At 61.3% G+C, this 18527-nt stretch carries 9 protein-coding genes and 1 pseudogene; 6 read left to right on the top strand and 4 right to left on the bottom strand.

All coding sequences use genetic code 11. The annotated features are described in order from the left end of the window. The 3 genes from P3T21_RS31465 to P3T21_RS31475 form a co-directional block, all read right to left on the bottom strand. Positions 1-668 (bottom strand): IS3 family transposase (locus P3T21_RS31465; protein WP_429259852.1); only part of this gene is annotated, 668 nt, incomplete at its 3' end. Beyond that, complete coding sequence (locus tag P3T21_RS31470; protein ID WP_429259853.1) at positions 665-979, bottom strand: transposase; 315 nt, start codon at positions 977-979, stop codon at positions 665-667. The genes P3T21_RS31470 and P3T21_RS31465, both read right to left, overlap by 4 nt. A gap of 53 nt (positions 980-1032) precedes the next feature. Continuing rightward, positions 1033-1410: a RidA family protein gene (locus tag P3T21_RS31475; protein ID WP_429259854.1), complete on the bottom strand. Its 378-nt coding sequence runs from the start codon at positions 1408-1410 to the stop codon at positions 1033-1035. 414 nt (positions 1411-1824) lie between these two features. On the opposite strand from P3T21_RS31475, the gene P3T21_RS31480 reads away from it, so the two are divergent. From P3T21_RS31480 to P3T21_RS31490, 3 genes and pseudogenes are all read left to right on the top strand, one after another. Next, positions 1825-2106, top strand: a complete 282-nt coding sequence (locus tag P3T21_RS31480) for a DUF3303 domain-containing protein (RefSeq protein WP_429259855.1) — start codon at positions 1825-1827, stop codon at positions 2104-2106. A gap of 37 nt (positions 2107-2143) precedes the next feature. Beyond that, complete coding sequence (locus P3T21_RS31485) at positions 2144-2881, top strand: hypothetical protein (RefSeq protein ID WP_429259856.1); 738 nt, start codon at positions 2144-2146, stop codon at positions 2879-2881. A gap of 423 nt (positions 2882-3304) precedes the next feature. Then, positions 3305-4464 (top strand): annotated as a pseudogene (locus P3T21_RS31490) (IS30 family transposase). Positions 4465-4842: 378 nt separating this feature from the next. Here P3T21_RS31490 and P3T21_RS31495 read toward each other — a convergent pair. Then, entirely contained in the window at positions 4843-6480 is a 1638-nt protein-coding gene (locus P3T21_RS31495; RefSeq protein WP_429259857.1) for a c-type cytochrome, read from the bottom strand. Positions 6481-7062: 582 nt separating this feature from the next. On the opposite strand from P3T21_RS31495, the gene P3T21_RS31500 reads away from it, so the two are divergent. Genes P3T21_RS31500 through P3T21_RS31510 form a run of 3 tightly spaced genes read left to right on the top strand, consistent with a single transcriptional unit; the run spans position 7063 to position 18516 of the window. Next, positions 7063-8625, top strand: a complete 1563-nt coding sequence (locus tag P3T21_RS31500) for a multicopper oxidase domain-containing protein (protein WP_429259858.1) — start codon at positions 7063-7065, stop codon at positions 8623-8625. Between the two features lie 12 nt (positions 8626-8637). After that, entirely contained in the window at positions 8638-10263 is a 1626-nt protein-coding gene (locus P3T21_RS31505) for a multicopper oxidase domain-containing protein (protein ID WP_429259859.1), read from the top strand. Between the two features lie 27 nt (positions 10264-10290). After that, on the top strand, positions 10291-18516 hold the full coding sequence (locus P3T21_RS31510; RefSeq protein WP_429259860.1) for an SdrD B-like domain-containing protein: 8226 nt from the start codon (positions 10291-10293) through the stop codon (positions 18514-18516). Positions 18517-18527: the final 11 nt, after the last annotated feature.

Here is an 18527-nt window from a genome sequence, read left to right on the forward strand (position 1 = left end):
CGCCGGACGCACTCCACGCCGACAGCGGCCATGTTTTTCTGTTCCCATTGCAACTCCCGGATTTCAGGGTGTTGCGACGACCGGTTGAATGCGGGTTGACACCCCTGGTCCGAATGATGAATGACATGCTCGGGCCGACGCTGCGCGAGCGCCATATCGAGCGCACGCAGCATCAGCTCCGTGTACAGATGGTTGGACATCGCCCAGCCCACGACACGGCGACTGAAGACATCGAGCACCACCGCCAGATACAGGAATCCCTCGCTCGTCGGAATGTAGGTGGCGTCTGCCACCCACAGCACGTTAGGCCCGTCGGCACTGAAGTGACGGCGTACGAGATCAGGTGCGCGCCGTGCCCCCGCGCGAGCTCGCGTGGTCTGCTTCCAGTGCCGACGGCTTGCCCCGCATAGACCGGCCAGGCGCATCAAACGCGCGACGCGCTTGCGTCCGACATGCACGCCCTCGCGCCCAAGCTGGATATGGATGCGCGGCGCGCCGTAGGTGCCGCGCGAACTCGCGTGCAGTGGACGGATATGCGAAAGCAACTGCGCATCACTGCATGCCTGTTTCGACGGCTCTCGTACCAACCACGCGTAGTAGCCGCTGGTGGAGACCCGCAGCAGCCGCGCCATTGTGGCAATGGGCCAGCGAACCCGGTTCGCCTTCATGAATCCGTACCCTTCGGCGGTACGACCCCGGTCTCCCGGGCGAACCAGGCCGCCGCGTGAGAGAGTATGTCGCGCTCCATCTCGAGCTGACGGACCTTGCGACGCAGCCGCGTCAATTCTTGCCGCTCGGCCGTGGTCAACCCGTCGTGGCGCATGCCGGTGTCACGATCGGCCTGCGCAACCCAGTTGATGATGCTTTGCGCGGTCGGCTCGAACTCGCGCGCCAATTCCTCAGGCGTACGTCCCGCCTTCACCAGTTCCACCATCTGCGCCCGGAATTCCGCCGGGTACGGCTTCCGATGCTGGCCCATGACGGCACCTCCTCTTCAAAAGAATAGGTGTCCGTTTTCCCGGGTCAACTTCATCAGGGCTTGTAAGCCATGGCCTCGATTTCTATCTTGGTGCCGGCCATGTTCGTCGCCTGTAATGTCGAACGTGACGGCTTGTTCCCGGGGAAGAACTCTGCGTAGACGCGATTGAATTCATCGAAGTCGCGAGCGTCTTCAAGCCAGACGGTGGTTTTCACGACGTCCTCGAGCGTGCAACCCGCAAGCGCGAGTACGTGAGCGACGTTCTTCAATGTCTGACGTGCCTGCGCTTCTATCCCACCAGCGACGATGCTACCTACTTCGTCTCTGGCTACCTGACCGGATACAAACACCAAGTCGCCGGCTTTTGTCGCTAGCGAGCGCGGCAGGTTTCGGGTACCCGGATTGCTCTCTGCAAAGTACTCAATCGTCATTTGAGTCACCTTCAACCGTTGCGGCCCCTGCGACCGCCGATGATCACGAAGCGCGTCGCGGAAAAGTACCGCTGCCGATTCTATACCCCATGCTCGGCAGTCAAACCATTTCCCCGCGATCCTGTGAGTGTCCGATGACAGGGCCACGTCAACTTGCGTCCGCTCCTGGGCCGACTGCAGTCTGTCGTGAGCAACATGACGGCACTATGACGGGCGGAATACGCGGCAAGGGGTATTTAGAGGCGACGCATGCAAACAGAATGACTGCCGGTTTCCCCGCCGATGTAAGCGTTCGTCCCGATCTGCTCCCTGTGTCGACTTGCGTTGCAGTGCACACACCCAATTGCATCCATATGCCGCCATCGAACGTATAAATTGAAGCAGGTGGACGAGCCACCGTCAGGAGACACAGCCATGAAATTCATGATGACCTTTCACTGGGCACCGGATACCCAACAGCGTGCCGAAGCCATTGCGCGCTTTCAGCGAACCGGCGGGCTCCCGCCTGACGGCGTCCGGTTGGTGGGCCGGTGGACGCGAGCCGATCTGGGCGCAGGGTTCGATCTGCTCGAAACAGATGATATGAAGAAACTCACCGAGTTCGCCTATCAGTGGAGCGATCTGATGGCGCTGGACATCGTCCCAGTGCTTGACGACGCCGAGCTGAGCGAGGTGCTGGGGCGCGTAGTGAAATAGAGGGTTCAACGCACGTTCGATATCGACGCTATTCGACATGAACACAACCGGGCGCGCCCGCAGCCACGGCCTGCGGCACCGCATGATCCTTGCAGCCGGACCAGGACGCTGGCGACGGACGATCCTGGCCCTGCTTGTCGTTCTGATCGGCTATGCCGCCGCCGATCTCTTCTGGCCGTTGCACCGTGACCTGAGCCGCTTCGATCCCATCGCGACGGGGACACTCGAAACGAAAATATGGCGCTCCTACTATGACCGCCAGCACGTGGCGCTCTTTCTTGAACTGGCGCAAACCCTGCGCACGCAATACCACTTTCCGTGGCTAAGGTCGTACGTCGGCGCTTACTACGGCGCATCAGCCGCATTCACCTTCAAGGAGGGCAAGGAACGCAGCGATTACGAAAAAGCGTTGCCGGCGCTGCAAACCTATTTCAGCCTGATCCGCAACACGGGGAACCGCGACTTCGATGTCTCGCGCACCACCGCGCTCGAACTGGAATGGTGGATCGTGCACCGGCAGCGTGAACGTTATCCGCCCGGCGCGTTGGGCAGCGCGTGTGCTGAAGCTGCCGCATCGCTGTATAGGGTGCCCGCGGGCTCGACACTCGAACACGGCCAGTTGCGCGCGCAAGCGATGCTGCATCGCGACGCCCGTGAAGAAGCGGGCAGCGTCACCGACGCCGATTGGGCAACTATCGAATCGCTACTGCACCGGAGCTACCTGTCGCTTGGCCATGCCGTTTCATCGACAAACGCCATCGCCGGCGCGCGATGAGCGACGCGCCAGCCCGCTCGAGAGGCCACATTGATGCGCCGCTTCATGTGGCTGTCGCGGCGAAACGATTTGCATCGCCTTAGAGGAGCAATGCGTTTGTGCACCTTTAGGCGCCAAACCTTTAGTCGCCAACTTTAAGGGCGGGTCATGACCTCAAGCAAATGACCATCGGGATCGTCGAATTCACTCTCCGGCCATCGTTGTGCAGATAGGTTCGCCGACACGTTGTTTACCGGGATCGGCCCGGTACATAAGCCATCGGTCACGAATACGAGAGAAGACCTGGTCGAATTCGTCTTCACTAGTCAGAAACGGGTAATGCCGCATGGAAATCGCACTGTCGTTGAATAGCCGCTTGCGACTGCGGATTCAACCGGTGGATGCAACACACTTAAGCCTGCGCAAGCAGCAGGAGTGTTGCAGATGAAGCAGAGACGACGGATTTATTACACGGATAGCCAGAAGGCGCTGATGTGGGAGCGCTGGCAGAAGGGCGAATCTCTTCAGAAGATCGCCCAGCTGTTTGATCGAAATCACTCATCGGTACAAGGGATTCTGGCCGAGACGGGCGGCATCCGGCCGGCACCGCGACATCGCTCCCGCCTGGCACTCACGCTGACTGAGCGCGAGGAGATTTCGCGGCCGCTGGTTGCAGGCCGGTCGATACGTTCGATTGCGGTGCAACTCGAACGAGCTCCTTCGACCATCGGCCGGGAGATTGCGCGTAACGGCGGGCAGGAAGGCTACCGTGCGAGCCAGGCCGACCAGCTCGCCTGGGATCGGGGACGGCGCCCGAAAGTCTGTAGACTGGTGGAGAACCGGGCGCTGGCAAACATCGTGGCAGGCAGGCTCAAGGTGCAATGGTCGCCGCAGCAGATTGCCGGGTGGCTGAAGCGCACATACCCGGCCAACGAGGACTTCCAGGTGTCGCACGAGACCATCATCGCAGCCTCTTCGTCTAGGCCCGTGGTGCGCTCAAGAAGGAGTTGCTAGAGCATTTGCGGCGCACCCGGGCCATGCGCCGCTCGCGCCATCACACGCAAAAGACGGAAGATCACGGCAGGATTCACGATACGGTATCGATCAGCGAACGCCCCGCTGCAGTCGAAGACCGCGCCGTTCCCGGTCACTGGGAAGGGGATTTGTTATGCGGCATCGCAAGCAGCCAGATTGCGACTTTCGTCGAGCGCCAGACGCGCTATGTGATGCTGGTGAAGATCGCCAGCAAGGACACCGAGACGGTTATCAACGCGCTGATCAGGCATGCCTGCAAGTTGCCGCAGGAACTCTATAAATCGCTAACCTGGGATCGGGGTACTGAGATGACGGACCATAGACGCTTTACAGTGGCCACGGACGTTAAAGTCTATTTCTGTGATCCGCAGCATCCATGGCAGCGCGGGTCGAATGAGAATACGAACGGACTGCTGAGACAGTATTTCCCTAAGGGAACTGACCTTTCAGTGTATTCACAGGCCAAACTCAATGCCGTCGCGCGGCGACTGAATGAGCGTCCAAGAAAGACCCTGAACTACGAGACGCCCGCCGAACGATTTCACCAATCTGTTGCATCCACCGGTTGAATCCGCAACCCACAACTGCCATTGGCGGCGACACCACGTCAACGGCCGCTTCCGAGTTTCAACGGTCATCCGTAACTCGGCAGCGGCCGGCACGTTCGGCCTGAGCCGACGTTCGCGGTCAACCGATTGCGGCCGGCGCGAGCGTCCGCTTAAGGTTTTCTGTCACGATCAGGACAAAGGACAATCGACGTCAATGCGTTCAGCGCCAGTCCTTCGCGAACGAGGCCCGCTCCCACAACATCCAGGCCAGGATGTGGCTGTTGCGAACGGCGCTCGGGTCGGCTCAGAGCGGTTGTCCAGATAATCGGCTACACGTCTGGGCACACCGGGGTGAACCGGTCCGCTATGCGATTTTCACGTCACACGGACGCAATAGTGCTAGGGAACGACCCAACTGCCTTGCGGCGAAACCGCATCGGACGTACTCCCGGAAAGCTTGATGAAATAGCCACCTTTTGACGCGAAGCGCTGCGTTGGCGCGAGGCTCAAGCGAGGGAAATAACCGTTCACCAGCCGTCGGCTCAGCATATTTTCGAGCTGTTCGACCAGATAGTCGCGATGAAACAGATCGAGCATGCCGGACAACGTATCCGCCAGTATCTGGCATGCCAGGTACGTGTTTGCTTCCACGCGTTCATCCAGTATCGGTACGTGCCGTATATTGAACCAGGCGAGCGGAAAATTCATCGCGACCCGTCTCAGCACAGGAAGATCGAACGGATAGGTGACTAACGCCGATTCGCGCCAGGCCGATGGTAGCGGCGCATGCTCAAGGCGACCCATCAATCCGGACACGTAGACGGTAGCCCTGGGCGCAGAGGAGGGTAATGTAGCAAGTGCGCCCGGCCGCAGCCACAGGATCAGCACATCGTCCTCTTTGATTCCAGTCAATGCCCGGTTGATCGCGCCTGGCGCGGCGTCGCTGTCGAGTGGCAGGTCGAGCGGCGGCGGTTTACCGGCTGCCGCAAGTTGGGCCGCAAGATGCGCGGCCGCCTCTTCGCCAACATCGCCTCGCTGAAAGACTTGAACCACCCTTCGGTCGGCGGACGATTTCCCGTGCGCCAGTGCCGCGCTCTGCGGGAGCGCCAGACGCGCCGAGATCAGCTCGGCCTCAAGCAGGACACCCTTGGAAAAGTAGACGTTGTAGAAGTCGTGCTCGGCGATGACGGGGACGTCGACGTTCGGAAACAGACAGGGCAGTGCCTCGGATTCGCAGAATCGATGCACTGGCGCCCATGTGTTGCCGCCGATGCCTGAGATGACGGCGAACACCGGCTCGGTGGCGAGATGCTCATGGAGCTGACGCTCCCATGTCTCCGGTGGTCCACTCAGTTCCCACACGTGAAGCTGCCAGCGACGCTTCACCCGGTAGAACACGTTGCGGTCGCTTTGCATCGGCTTGACGCCGCCTCGCAGAAATTCGTTCTGGTCGGAAAAAAACTGTCGAATTACCGCTAGCATTCCGTCGCGGCTCGTGCGGTCCGAATCCGGAGTGGTAATCGTAGCGAAGTGAAGCGTGTCCTCAGTGACGCCGGGCGAAAGGGTGCTCGACAGTCCGCGCAGATAGTCGATCAACTGGGTCATCGTGTTGTCGTCGATATCGAAGCGCGGCATCAATTCATTGAGGGGGCGGCCGTCCCGGCCCGTCCCATGACGGATGGCTTCCGCCAGCGTCTGATCGATGTACGGCTGGCGTTTGAGATTGACGTATCCCGGCATGTACCGGTAGTCCATATCGTCGTTCGCACTGCTTGCTGGGCGGAACAGATAGTGTCCGGTGATGGGCGGGACGATGATTTGCCCTTCCGCGGTGCCGAAACCGCTGCGACGATGGCAATTGACGCACGCTGCATCGGCGCCTTTGACTGATGCGCCTGCGAGGCGCTGTCCGACAAGCGGGGCGCCCGACGGCAGGATGCCGTTGCGATACAGCGCCTCAGCGCTCGATGCGTCCGCTGCAAATGCAAGGCGGCTTATCAGCAGGAACGCGAGCACGCCTGAAGTCAGGAATCTCATATTGGCGCCCTTAAGTGGGCTCCTAAGAGGCCTAGGAAGGGGGACACTAAGCGGATCATTTTTACGCGCCTCCGCGCAAGACTAAATCGGCCCGCTTTTTCGGGGTTCCTCGAACTGGCCGATAACCCCGCTGCGCAGGAGCTGTCGGGTCTGCAGCGGCGTACTGGCTGGCCAGAATGATGATCCAGATTGGGTGATTTTCAATCTGGGTGTTTTCCCCATTTTGAAATCACCCGATTCCACGCATCGATCGCTTATTCGCATTTTTCGAATCGGGTCGCGCATGCACCGAGGCGGACATCTCCTACTGTGTTTTGCGGGTCTCTCTCCAATGACGCGTGCTTTCATTTCCAAGACACTAGCCTGGCAGTTTGATTTCAGGAATAACAGCTCGTAGACAGCATCATCCACCGCATGGCGACTTTCGAAGGTCGTGCGCAGATGTAGACATGTCGAACGTAAGCTGAACATATCGCCGCTCGTGCATACCCGAGCAGGCGGGCCAAGCGTGGATATCTGAAGGATCGGGGCTGGATGCCGGCGTATGTTGCGCAGGCAGTTCGTCAGTTCGCGGAGGGATCTATGTTTGGTACTCGCTTGTTTCGTATCGTGCTGCCCGCGTTTTTCTTTCTCGTCGTCTCGATACCGGCGTTCGCGCAGTCATTCCGCGTGCAGTGTCCGAACGGCACCACGCTGCACAAATCGCTCGACGGCAAAGTCGACTCGATGGTGCAGGGCGACCCGGCACGACCCACCGCAGCGAACGCGAATCCCCAGATCAAATGCCAGCACATCTCGGGCGGCGACGGTTACGCAACGATGGCCGATGGTCAGCAAATCTATCTGTTTGCGTTCGGCCCGCTCTCGGGCCTTGCGGATATTTCGATGGGTCTGCCGGGCACCCAGCCTGCGTCGGTATTCAACAGCACGTTCGTAGGCGCGACTTTCCCGGGCGACGGCATTGCGCCCAATAACGCTGCCATCAAGGAGCCCGCCTTGATGATGAACAATGGCGTGCTCGCGGGCCAGGCGCCTGCGCCTACGATGGCGCTAGACGAGGACGACGAGTTTTACCTCACGCTATCGAACGTCGGCATGATCATGCGCCCGGACCTGTTCGAGCAGCACACCGTGCATTTCCACGGCTATCCAAATGCGTCGTCTTTCTTTGACGGCGTACCCGATGCATCGGTGGCCATCAATATTGCGGGCAGCTTCACCTACTATTACACCGCACCCGACGCAGGAACTTATTTCTGGCATTGCCATATCACGCCGCCTGAGCATCTGCAAATGGGCATGGAAGGCCAACTCTACGTGCGTCCCCGTCAGAACCGCCTGAAGCCGGGCGCGAATCTCTATACCGCGTTACACGACTATGAATACCCGATGCAGCCGATCAGCACTGCGTCGAATGCGCACTATCTTAATGCATCGTTCCCGCCTGAAGACTGCCGGAAAGACGTTCTGTGTTCAACGCCGCTGCCGCGCAAGGATACGGGTGCAGTGCAGGCTCCGGGCGCGCTGTACGCCTATAACGACGGCGACGGTTCGACTCGCTACGATGTCGAGTATCCGATCCAGATGATGGGCTTTGATCCGAACTTCCACTTCATTGGCATGACCTTCAATCCCGAACCGTTTGCGGATATGAAGGACAAGTATTTCTTGCTGAGCGGTCGCAGCTATCCGGATACGATCGGCGTGCCAGGTTATGCGCAACTGCCAACCACTGCGACGAACCCGACCGCAAGCGGGGCTATTACGACACTCGATTCAGATGGCGTATCGCGCGTGTCGCAACCGATGCCGACCCTCATCACAATCAACAAGACCGCGGGACAGACGCGTGCGTTGCTGCGTGTGTCCAACCTGAGCGTCACCGAATATCACACGCTTGCGATCGAAGGCGTGCCGATGCTCGTCATCGGCTTTCATGCGCGCCTGTTACGCGACATGGCCGGCGCAAACATGTACTACACGACGAACTCGCTGACCATAGGCGGCGGCGAATCCGCCGACGTGATCCTCGACGTGACGAACATTCCACAGGGTACGTACTTCCTCTACACCACACAGCTCGATCACCTGTCGAACGACGCCGAGAATTTCGGCGGAATGATGACTGAGATCCGGGTCTTATAGGAGCGGCCCGTCATGTACTCATTCAAGACCTGCGGTGGGGTCGTCGTCCGGTCGATGTCGATGCTGCTGATTCTGGCTGTCGTCACTAGCATGTGTTGCGGACTGGCGCGCGCGGCTGTGCCGGGAATCACGGGTGGCGCAAAAAACCCGACATTCAATCTGGTCGCGAGCGCTGGGTCGACTTCGCAGCCGGATGGCGCATCGATCTATACGTGGGGCTTCGGCTGCGGCAAGGCCGGAAGCGCGGTTGGGCTGATCGCTGCCGCGGCGCCCGTAGGTTACGCGCCCGCGGCGCTGACTGCCATCAGCACGTGTGCGGTCATGCAGTTGCCCGGTCCCACGCTGATTGTCACTGAAGGCGACACGGTGACGGTCAACCTCACGAATGAATTGCCGGTGGCCGCGGGTAATACGTCGATCATCTTCCCAGGCTTCAAGGTGTCGACGACCAAGGGCGTAGCAGGTGTTCTTGCGCGCGAGGCTACACGTGGGACCACGGTAACGTATTCGTTCACGGCGACGAAGCCGGGCACGTACGTCTACCACAGCGGCACGCAACCTGAGTTGCAGATCGAGATGGGGCTCTACGGCGTCGTCATCGTCTTGCCGAAGACACCTCCCGCGGTCTGTCAGACGCCAGGCGCGCTTGGATCCCAGGCCGACTACCGGCTCTCCACGGCGGCCTACGACCATCCGCAAACCTGTTACGACCGGGAATATCTGTTCCAGCTCATGGAGATGGACTCAAACATTCACCTCGCGGCGCTCCAGCAGGTGACGGACTGCGATGCGCGAGTCGCTGCCACTCCAACGGCGACGTGCGCGCCGATCGCCGTGCAAACCGAGCCGTACCACCCGAACTATTTTCTGATTAACGGCCGCTCGATGCCGGACGACATGGATGGCCCGTACTCGTCCGCTTATCCGAATCAACCGTACAACGGCAATCCGCACTTGCATCCCGGCGAAACCATGCTGATCCGTGCGGTGGGTCAAGGCCGCATACAGCATCCACTGCACATCCACGGCAATCACGCGCGTGTGCTTGCCCGTGACGGCAACCTTCTGCTGTCCTCAGTCGATCAGCTCAGCCTTGCAGGGCCTCTGATCTTTACGTTCCCGACGGTATCGGGGCAGACCGTCGACGCGCTGTTTCAATGGACCGGCAAGGGGCTGAACTGGGATGTCTATGGGCACACGTATGCCGGTGCGCCAGCAGGACCGAGCACCGCCGGCAATGGCGACCCGGCGCCGTGCTATCCGGACCTCAACGGCTACTACACCAACGCGAGCAATCCGGCCGCGATCCCGGGCGTCACTCCGAACTACGGCGAATGGTGTGCGGATCACAACAAGCCGATCCCGGTTACGCCGCCTGACCCGAATATCGTTGCCAACGGTCTGTGGTATGGCGGGACGCCTTATCTCGGTCTGCAAAGCATTCCGAGCGGAAGTGCACAGTTCATCTCGACTCCGCTTCCGCCGGGTTTTGCAAGCCAGAACCCCAGTGCTGGTTACGCCTTCATGTGGCACTCGCACGACGAGCGCGAGATTACAACCAACGACGTCTTCCCGGGCGGCATGATGATGATGATGATCATCGATCCGCCGGCCGCGAAGATTGACGAGTCGCAGTGACACGAGTGCGCCAAAGGAGTCGTAAGCATGAGATCCCTGATCGATCGACTGACATCGAAGTCAGCGTGTGTGTGCGCCGTGACGATGCTCCTGGCATCGCTCGCGTCCGCGCAAACGGTCACGACGGTCAATCTGACTGCGCAGCGTATGTCGACGACGCTCCCGGACGGAGCGATCGTTCCCATGTGGGGCTTCTGTACGAATGACCCGACGCAGGGTGCGGCACTCGGGGGCGGCACGCTGGACAACGCCAATGTCTGCTCGCGGAAGTCCGCTGGATCGACCACGCCGGTGCCGAATAACGTCTGGGCGCCGGGGCCGACCATTGTGGTGCCGGTCGGCAACAAACTGCGTATCAATCTCACGAACAGTCTGCCTGCCGGAACCCCAACGTCACTGGTGATTCTCGGCCAGATTGGCGGCAGCGCCGGCAAGCCGACACGCGATGCAGCGCCGATTGTCCATCCGGCGGTGACCACGACGACGTGGCCAGCGAACGCGGCGGTGCCCGCTGGCTCGGCAGGATTTGTTCCGCCGCAGCAAGCCGCTCGTGCCCGCGCGTTTGCGCAGGAGGCAGCTCCGGGCGGAACGGTGTCTTACACATGGGATACCAACATCGCAGCGGCGGGTGCGAAAGCAACGTATCTCAAGCCGGGCACGTACCTCTATGAGACGGGCAGCCATCCGTCGATGCAGGCTCCGATGGGTTTGTACGGCGTGCTGGTCGTCACCTATGCGCCGTTGTACGAAGTCGAGGGCGCCGGCACCCAGGAAGCTGAGATCCATCTGTCGAACGACCCTCATGCCGAGGGCAAGGCGTTTCCGGGCGCTTACCGGAACGCTGGGCCAGCGCTCGCTTCGCTCGCCGATGTGCCTTATGACATGGACGCGGTTCTGCTCTTATCGGAGATCGATGCCGTCCAGAATGCGGCGGTGGACGCAGCGGCTGTCGCGGGCACGAGCGAGACGATCCGCTGGAACGACCAGCAATGCGCGCAATCCCAGAAGGCCGCGCCGGTCGTCAACGGAGTCGCGCAAGCGCAAATTCCATGCTACCCCGCTGCGGTCAACTATGCGCCGACCTACTTCCTCGTCAACGGCAAGTCTTATGACCAGTCCAATCCCAGTGGCACCTCCGTGGCGATGCCGGACCTCAAGGGAAGTGACTACAACGCGCTAAGCGGGAATGTGCTGGTGCGGATGGTCAACGCTGGGTTGCGTACTCATGTGCCGTCCGTTGTCGGTCAGCCGTTGCAGCTCATCGCAGAGGACGGCAATGTCGCGCCAGGCATGCCGAAGATGCAGAACGAAGTGAACATGCCAGCGGGTAAGACCATCGATGCGCTGGTTCATCCGGCAAAGAATGCAACATCGTACGTCGACGCGGTATTCGCATTCTTCGACCGCGCCTTGGGTCTGACGACTGCCAATGAGACCGCGGGCGGGTTCGAGGGATACCTGGCCATTGCTAGCGCGACGACTGTCACGGCGGGTCCCGGCACATTTGCGGCGGCGCTGAACCGGACGATCGGCAGCAGTGCGAAGCCGGCGGTCGCGGCGCAGGCGAATCCGGACAATTACACGTTGGCCCCGAACGCCACGACGTTCAGCAACAACGTGTTGAGCAACGACATCGGCGTTTCCAACGTCGTCATCAAGGGCGTGACGCCGGCCGCTGGCGCTACGTCGACCACGATCACGCTGGCCCACGGCACGGTGACGCTTAACACGAACGGCGCCCTCACCTATACGATCATGAGCGCGCCGACCACCAGCCCGAGCAGCGATACGTTCTCCTACTGCGGCAATGCGGGGACCGCTTGCGCGCTCGTCACGCTGGCGTTCGAGGCGACGGGCGCTGCGCCGACCGCGAGCGCACGCGTATACGACAACACGGCGGCAAGCGCCTATCCGAGTCGGGTGTCGTCACTCATCAAAGTGCCGCGCGGCGCCGGTCTGCTGGCAGGCGCTGCCGATCCCGGCAATTTCCCGCTTACCGCGCGACTCTCGGGCACGGCGCCCGCGTGGGTCACAGTGAATTCCGACGGCTCGTTCACTGCCACGCCGTGCTCGGCTGCGCCGGCGACCTGCACGTTCCAGTTTGTCGTCGTCAATTCGCAGGGCACGTCGAGCGCGGCGCAGACGGCCACGGTCGTGTTCCCCGCTGGCAGCGGCTTGCCGGTGAATCTGCTGGATGCGCAGAACGGGATGGCGTTACCGAACGATTACGGCTGGATCATCGAAGAGGACCAGACCTGGCATAACCCGACACCCGGCACGACGCCGCCGGTCGTCAACGGCACACCGCAGCCGAGTCTCGCGACCAGTTTCTTCCGCAGCCACATGCCTGTCGTGGCGGCCGGCTGCACGGGACCGCTGAGCTGTGGTGACGCACAATCGAATGGCGGCACGGTCGCGAACGCGAAACCACGGTCCATGCCGGGAGATGTCGCGCTTGATCCTGCCAAGTGGTATTTCATTTCGATCCTGCCGGGCGATTCAGCGAATCCGTTCATCGCCGGCTATGCCAATGATCCGCTCATCAACCCCGACTGCCTGACGCCGAGTTCGGCGACCGCCAACGACGCAAAATGCGGCCACACCATGAGCGGCATATCGGTCCCGCCACCTGTCAACGGCGCGTATCAGACCGCAACGATCAAGGTTGAGCCCAACCCGCTCAAGCCGGCGCAGCTATCGATCTTTATCTTCGAAGACAGCAATCCGACCAACGGCGATCCCGACGCCAATGAACATGGCCTCGGCGGCTTTGAGATCGTGATCTGGGACGTGGCCGGCCGCAGCGGCGACCCGATCGGCCAGGTGACGTACGATACTTTCAATCAACCGCTGACGAACGCGCTGCTAGGGACGCCAGGCTGTCCAAATGTCTACAGCCCGACCGCGTCGGCCACGCCAACGACTCACCCTAGCTATGCAGGCAAGGATTTGACCGGGGTAGTCATCACCTGCCCGAGTGATCCGAAGGACCCGGCCAATCCGTCCGCGGATTACGCGCTGCAGGGCCAGGCGCTGGTCAAGAATTTGATGCCGGGACGGTTCGACGTGATTGCGCACCCGGGTGCGGCGCGCGAAGGTGCAGGGGAGACCTGGTATCAGGTGTCCACGCTCGAAGGGACGCCCGGACAGGACGCGTTCACGAAATCGGGCGAACCGCCGTACTTCCAGGAGTTCGGGCCGCCAGGATTTCACACGTTCATCGGCTTCGTGAATCCCGCGCACATTGCGCAGCAGAACGTGATCGCAACACATGTGCCGGTGGGCGGGGTGCCGCCCACGAATCCTAACGGCGATACGGAGGGGCCGCCCGTTACCGGGCCGATCCCGCTCGCGACGACGTCAGTGACCGGCCGCATCACGAGCCTCCACATGTCGCGCCCCGTCATGGAAACATTGTGGGATTCCGCCTCGCGTGCGCCGCTTGCATCGACCACCTGTTTCGTCGGCTTGAATCAGCAGGGCGAAACTGGCTTGAATATCGGCTTTGCAGCCTGCGACCCGAACGGCAATTTCAAGCTGAACAATATCCCGGTCGGCAACTATATGCTGGTGGTCTGGGATCAATGGCTCGACCAGATCATTGCGTCCAAAGCGGTGCAGGTCACGGCAAAGCCGACCCCTGACACGAACGGAAATCTCGTTCCGACAGGGCCGGTCTCGATGGGCGATGTTCCGGTATTCAGCTGGTTCACGCGGCTCGAAGCCAGCACGTTCATCGACTCGAACGGCAACGGCGTACGAGACCTCGGCGAAGCGGGCGTTGCCCAGGTGCCGGTGCGAATCCGCTTCCGTGACGGGTCTGTGTCGAATACGTTGCTGACGAATTCCGACGGCAACGCGACCTTCAATGAACTGTTTCCACTATTCAACTGGTACGTCGTCGAATCCGACAGGACGCGTTTTGCCAGCACGGGCGTCAACGTGACGGTCGACGGCGGCGGTCTTGTCGACTGTGTCACGTATAACGCCGCGACCGGACAGGGAACGCTTGGCAGCAGCAACCAGAACAGTACGCAGCCGTGCTCGAAGACGGGCGGAATTCTGAACTCGTCGTATGCATGGACCGATCCTGTCTCGGGCAAGACGTACGGCGCGGTGCCGCCGGGCGTGTCGAACGTAACGAGCCGTGTCGATTCCGGCAAGGTGCTCTATGAGGGGCTGCAAGGCTTCATCAATCAGACCCAGATGATCGACTGGGGCAAGCGACCATTCGCCGTCGGCGAAAACGGCGGTATTCAAGGCATGGTCGTGTATGCGTCGACCCGCGGTTTCGACGACCCGAGCCTCGAGGTTCAGTTCATGTGGGAGCCGGGCGTGCCGCGGGTGCTGATCAATCTGTACCGCGAAACCCCGAATGCCGACGGCACTGTGGGCCTCACGCTCGTCAATTCGACCAGGACGACGAGCTGGGACGATTTTGCGAACGGCACGACGGCAGGCGGCGCCCCGAACATGATCTGTCCGGGGCAGGATCCGGCTGATCCGTTCCTGTCCTACACGCTTGGGACATCGAACCAGTTCAGGTGTTACGACGGCTTCCACTTGTGGAATCAGGTGCAGCCTGCTGTGTACGACGGCGCCTACACGTTCACGACCGATTCGGCCGGCCACGCGCTCACGCCGGGCAAGTACGTTGTGGAAATGATTGCGCCGCCGGGTTACGAGGTCGTCAAGGAGGAGGACAAGAACATCCTGATCGGCGACGCATGGGTGGCGCCGGCCGCACAGCAGTTCGCCTCGCTGTCGAATGTCTTCATCATCCCCGACCAGGCGCAGGTGGCCGCGTATTACAACCCGGGCAACCCCAACAACCCGACGACAACCCTCGGGTTCAAAGGCGCGAAGCAGCAGTTTCCAGCTTGCGTCGGCACGAAGCATACCGTTCCCGATTTCATGAGTCTCTTCCCGAACTCGGGCCAGGTAGCGCCGTTTGCTGGCGCGACCAAGGCGCTGTGCGACCGCAAGGAAGTCACGCTGAGCGACCAGATGTCGGCGCCCGCGAACTTCTTCGTGTTTAGCAATACGCCTGTCGCGTCGCACTATACGGGGCTCATCCTTGACGACGCCGCCAGCGAGATCAACGCCGCATCACCGGACTTCGGCGAGAAGTTTGCCGCGTCTTACGCACCGGTGTCGATTCGCGACATGAACGGCGTGGAAATCTCGCGCACCTACTCGGACCAGTGGGGCACCTACAACGGCATGACGCCGTCCACCTGGCAGGTGAATGTGCCGAATCCGGCGGGTTACTCGCCGAACATGCTCGTCACCTGCATGAACGATCCCGGTCCGGTGCTGGATGCGCGTCCGGGTTCGGCGACTTACGGCCAGATGATTACTGACCCGCTCTTCAATCCGTCGTTCAGCAACTTTTGCTATACCAATCCGTTCATGCCGGGCGCGACGGTGTATCTCGATACGCCGGTTCTGCCCGTCGCGGCGTTCGCGGACGGCTACAGCCCGCCGGATTGCGATTACCCCGATAGCACGCCTGGGATCAAGCGGGCGGACGGCGATAAAGTGGGTCCGTGGGTGGCGGCAGCCGATGGCACACATACCTTGCGTATCACCGCGCTGGGCGATGTCGATGTGCCGAACCCGGTGTACCAGGGTCCGAGCGCGACCGCCGCGCCGTTCAACCAGCGCACGATCAAGCGCCACTACGGCTTTGGCGCCACGGCGGGCACGGTAAGTGTGAACGGCGTGCCGCTCACTAACGTGTCGTGGTCGGACGGTCTCATTACCGGGACCGTTGCCAGCGGCACGACCACGGGTGAACTCACCATCACGAATGCCACCGGCACGAATAGCGTGGATGCCGTGACAGTCGACATCGGCGGCGCGGCGCCGGTCGTGGTCAGCCCGGCTGCGGCCCCCACTGGGAGCGGTCATGCCGCAGGGTTCCCGCATCCTATCCAGGATGCGATCGACGCCGCGAAGCCTGGCGACCTGATCATCGTCGATGCGGGCGTCTATCCTGAACTCGTCATCATGTGGAAGCCGGTCAGGCTGCAGGGTGTCGGCGCGGCTTCCGTCACGATCAACGCGGCCAAGTATCCGACGCAGAAACTCGACGACTGGCGGCCGCGCATCAATCAGCTGTTCGGCCTCAACCCGACTGCGCCGAGCAGCAGTGGAGGGACCGCCGACACAGGCGGCGCGGGCGAACTGGTGACCAATCCGCAGGTTGATCCGTTGCCGACGCAAGCGCCGATTACCGGAGGTGTCATTCTTCTCGAGCCGACCATCCTCGCAACGGAGGAGGGCGCGGGCATAACGGTGCTTGCCAAGGGCGTCGGGCTCGATGGTGTGACGCCGCTGACGGCTAGCGACTGCAGTGCCAATCCAGCTTCTCCGATGAATGCGGCAAGCAGCTATTTCAAGGTGACGTCGTATAACAACGGCGTCCCGAGCGCGACCACCTTGACGCCGACTGGCTGGAAGATGTCCGACTCGAACTTCCTGTGTGCCCCTTCGCGCATCGACGGGTTGAGCATTACTGGCAGCGATGCGGGTGGCGGGATCTATGTCAACGGCTGGGCGCATAAACTCGAGATTGCCAACAACCGAATTTTCAGCAACGCCAGCGCGATGCACGGCGGCGTGCGGATCGGTAGCCCGTTTGAAGAGGAAACACCACCGGCGGACGGCTATGGATACGACAACAACGTCCGCATCCATCACAACTCGATCACGAGGAACGGCACGGTTGAGGCGACGCCCGGTGCGGGCAGCGTGAACGTAACCGGCTCCGGCGCAGGAGTGTCGATCTGCACGGGTACCGACAATTACGCGATCAACTACAACTTCATCTGTGGCAACTACAGCAACGGCAATGGTGGGGGCATTGGCGCGATCGGTGTCAACATGAACGGGACGATTGCGCACAACAAGATCCTGTTCAACCAGAGCTGGCAGCAGACGTCGGCCGTGCACGGTGGCGGTATCGACATCGAAGGCGATCTGACATCTGCCACCACGCTGTCGAACGGGACGGGCAACATCACGATCGACTCGAACCTGATTGTCGGAAACTTTGCGCAGGGCGGGCACGGCGGTGGTATCCGCCTGCAACAGGTGAACGGCAACGACGTTGTGACGAACCCGCGGAATCCGGCGAAATGGTACCGTGCCACGGTCACCAACAACATTATTGCCAACAACGTTGCGGGCTGGTCCGGCGGCGGCATCTCTCTCGTCGATGTGTTGAATGCGGCGATCCATGAGAATACGATCGCCAGCAACGACAGCGCGGCGATTGTCGGGTCGCTGTTCGGCACCGGTGGGCGTGGGCCGACCACGGCGTACCCGAGCCCGGCTGGCATCAGTACCGAGCTGACTTCATCTGCGTTGCTCGCAGCCTTGCCGGCAACCGCGTCGGCTGGCGTACCGGTCACGGCGACCAAGGCGCATAACAGCTACTCGAACCCGGTACTGTTTAACGACGTCATCTGGCATAACCGGTCGTTCTTCGTCGACGCCAGCACGGGCGCGGCCAAAGTCTGCTCGAGCAACAACGTTGCCGATGCGGGGCAGAGCTGCACCGTGTTGCCTGTGTCTCCCGCTGCGGGCGCCTGTACCGGGTCCCCCGCCTATTGGGATATCGGCACGGTTGGCGACAGTTCGGCCACTGCGTCCAGCTTCCGGCTGACCGATATCAACAATTCGGTGGTGTCACCCGGCGGTTCCGTGTACGACAGCACGACGGGTGCTGGCGTCTCGACCAACGATCCGGGCCTCACGAAGATTTATTGCAATGGCCCGCGCGCCAACCCGGCCTTCAAGTTCGAACCCGGCCAGCCGTTCCTGCCGCCGTTCAGCCTCGCTGCGGGCGTGACGCTGGATGAGGCGGGCAACTTCGTCGACCTCAAATACGGTCCGCTGTCGCTGTCCGATCCGCTGCAACCTGGCTATGTCGCGTATGGCGACTACCACGTGACGGGTACAGGATCTGCGTACAACAACGGGGTGCTCGCCGACCCGCAGAGTCTTGTCGCTGCCACAAGGTTTGACTTTGGCGGCGCGGCACGTCCGGCGGTGGGGCGCGTGTCAGGAGTCGACATCGGCGCCACGCAAGTGACTGTTCCAGGGGCGCTCGCGTTGACGCCGCAGTCGATGCTCGCTGCCGTCGCCAGGCAGGTGAAGGCGCTAACCGGGGCGACGATGCCGCTAACCGGGGTGACTATGCCGCAGTTAGCCATTCCGGGCATCACTCTGCCGGGGGCTCCATGATGCGTCCAGGC

Source organism: Paraburkholderia sp. GAS334 (assembly GCF_050436625.1).
GTDB lineage: Bacteria > Pseudomonadota > Gammaproteobacteria > Burkholderiales > Burkholderiaceae > Paraburkholderia.

What these genes read in the sequence shown, in the direction of transcription:
- P3T21_RS31470 (WP_429259853.1), bottom strand. Translation starts at nt 979, where the DNA reads ATGGGCCAGCATCGGAAGCCGTACCCGGCGGAATTCCGGGCGCAGATG.
- P3T21_RS31475 (WP_429259854.1), bottom strand. Translation starts at nt 1,410, where the DNA reads ATGACGATTGAGTACTTTGCAGAGAGCAATCCGGGTACCCGAAACCTG.
- P3T21_RS31480 (WP_429259855.1), top strand. Translation starts at nt 1,825, where the DNA reads ATGAAATTCATGATGACCTTTCACTGGGCACCGGATACCCAACAGCGT.
- P3T21_RS31485 (WP_429259856.1), top strand. Translation starts at nt 2,144, where the DNA reads ATGAACACAACCGGGCGCGCCCGCAGCCACGGCCTGCGGCACCGCATG.
- P3T21_RS31495 (WP_429259857.1), bottom strand. Translation starts at nt 6,480, where the DNA reads ATGAGATTCCTGACTTCAGGCGTGCTCGCGTTCCTGCTGATAAGCCGC.
- P3T21_RS31500 (WP_429259858.1), top strand. Translation starts at nt 7,063, where the DNA reads ATGTTTGGTACTCGCTTGTTTCGTATCGTGCTGCCCGCGTTTTTCTTT.
- P3T21_RS31505 (WP_429259859.1), top strand. Translation starts at nt 8,638, where the DNA reads ATGTACTCATTCAAGACCTGCGGTGGGGTCGTCGTCCGGTCGATGTCG.
- P3T21_RS31510 (WP_429259860.1), top strand. Translation starts at nt 10,291, where the DNA reads ATGAGATCCCTGATCGATCGACTGACATCGAAGTCAGCGTGTGTGTGC.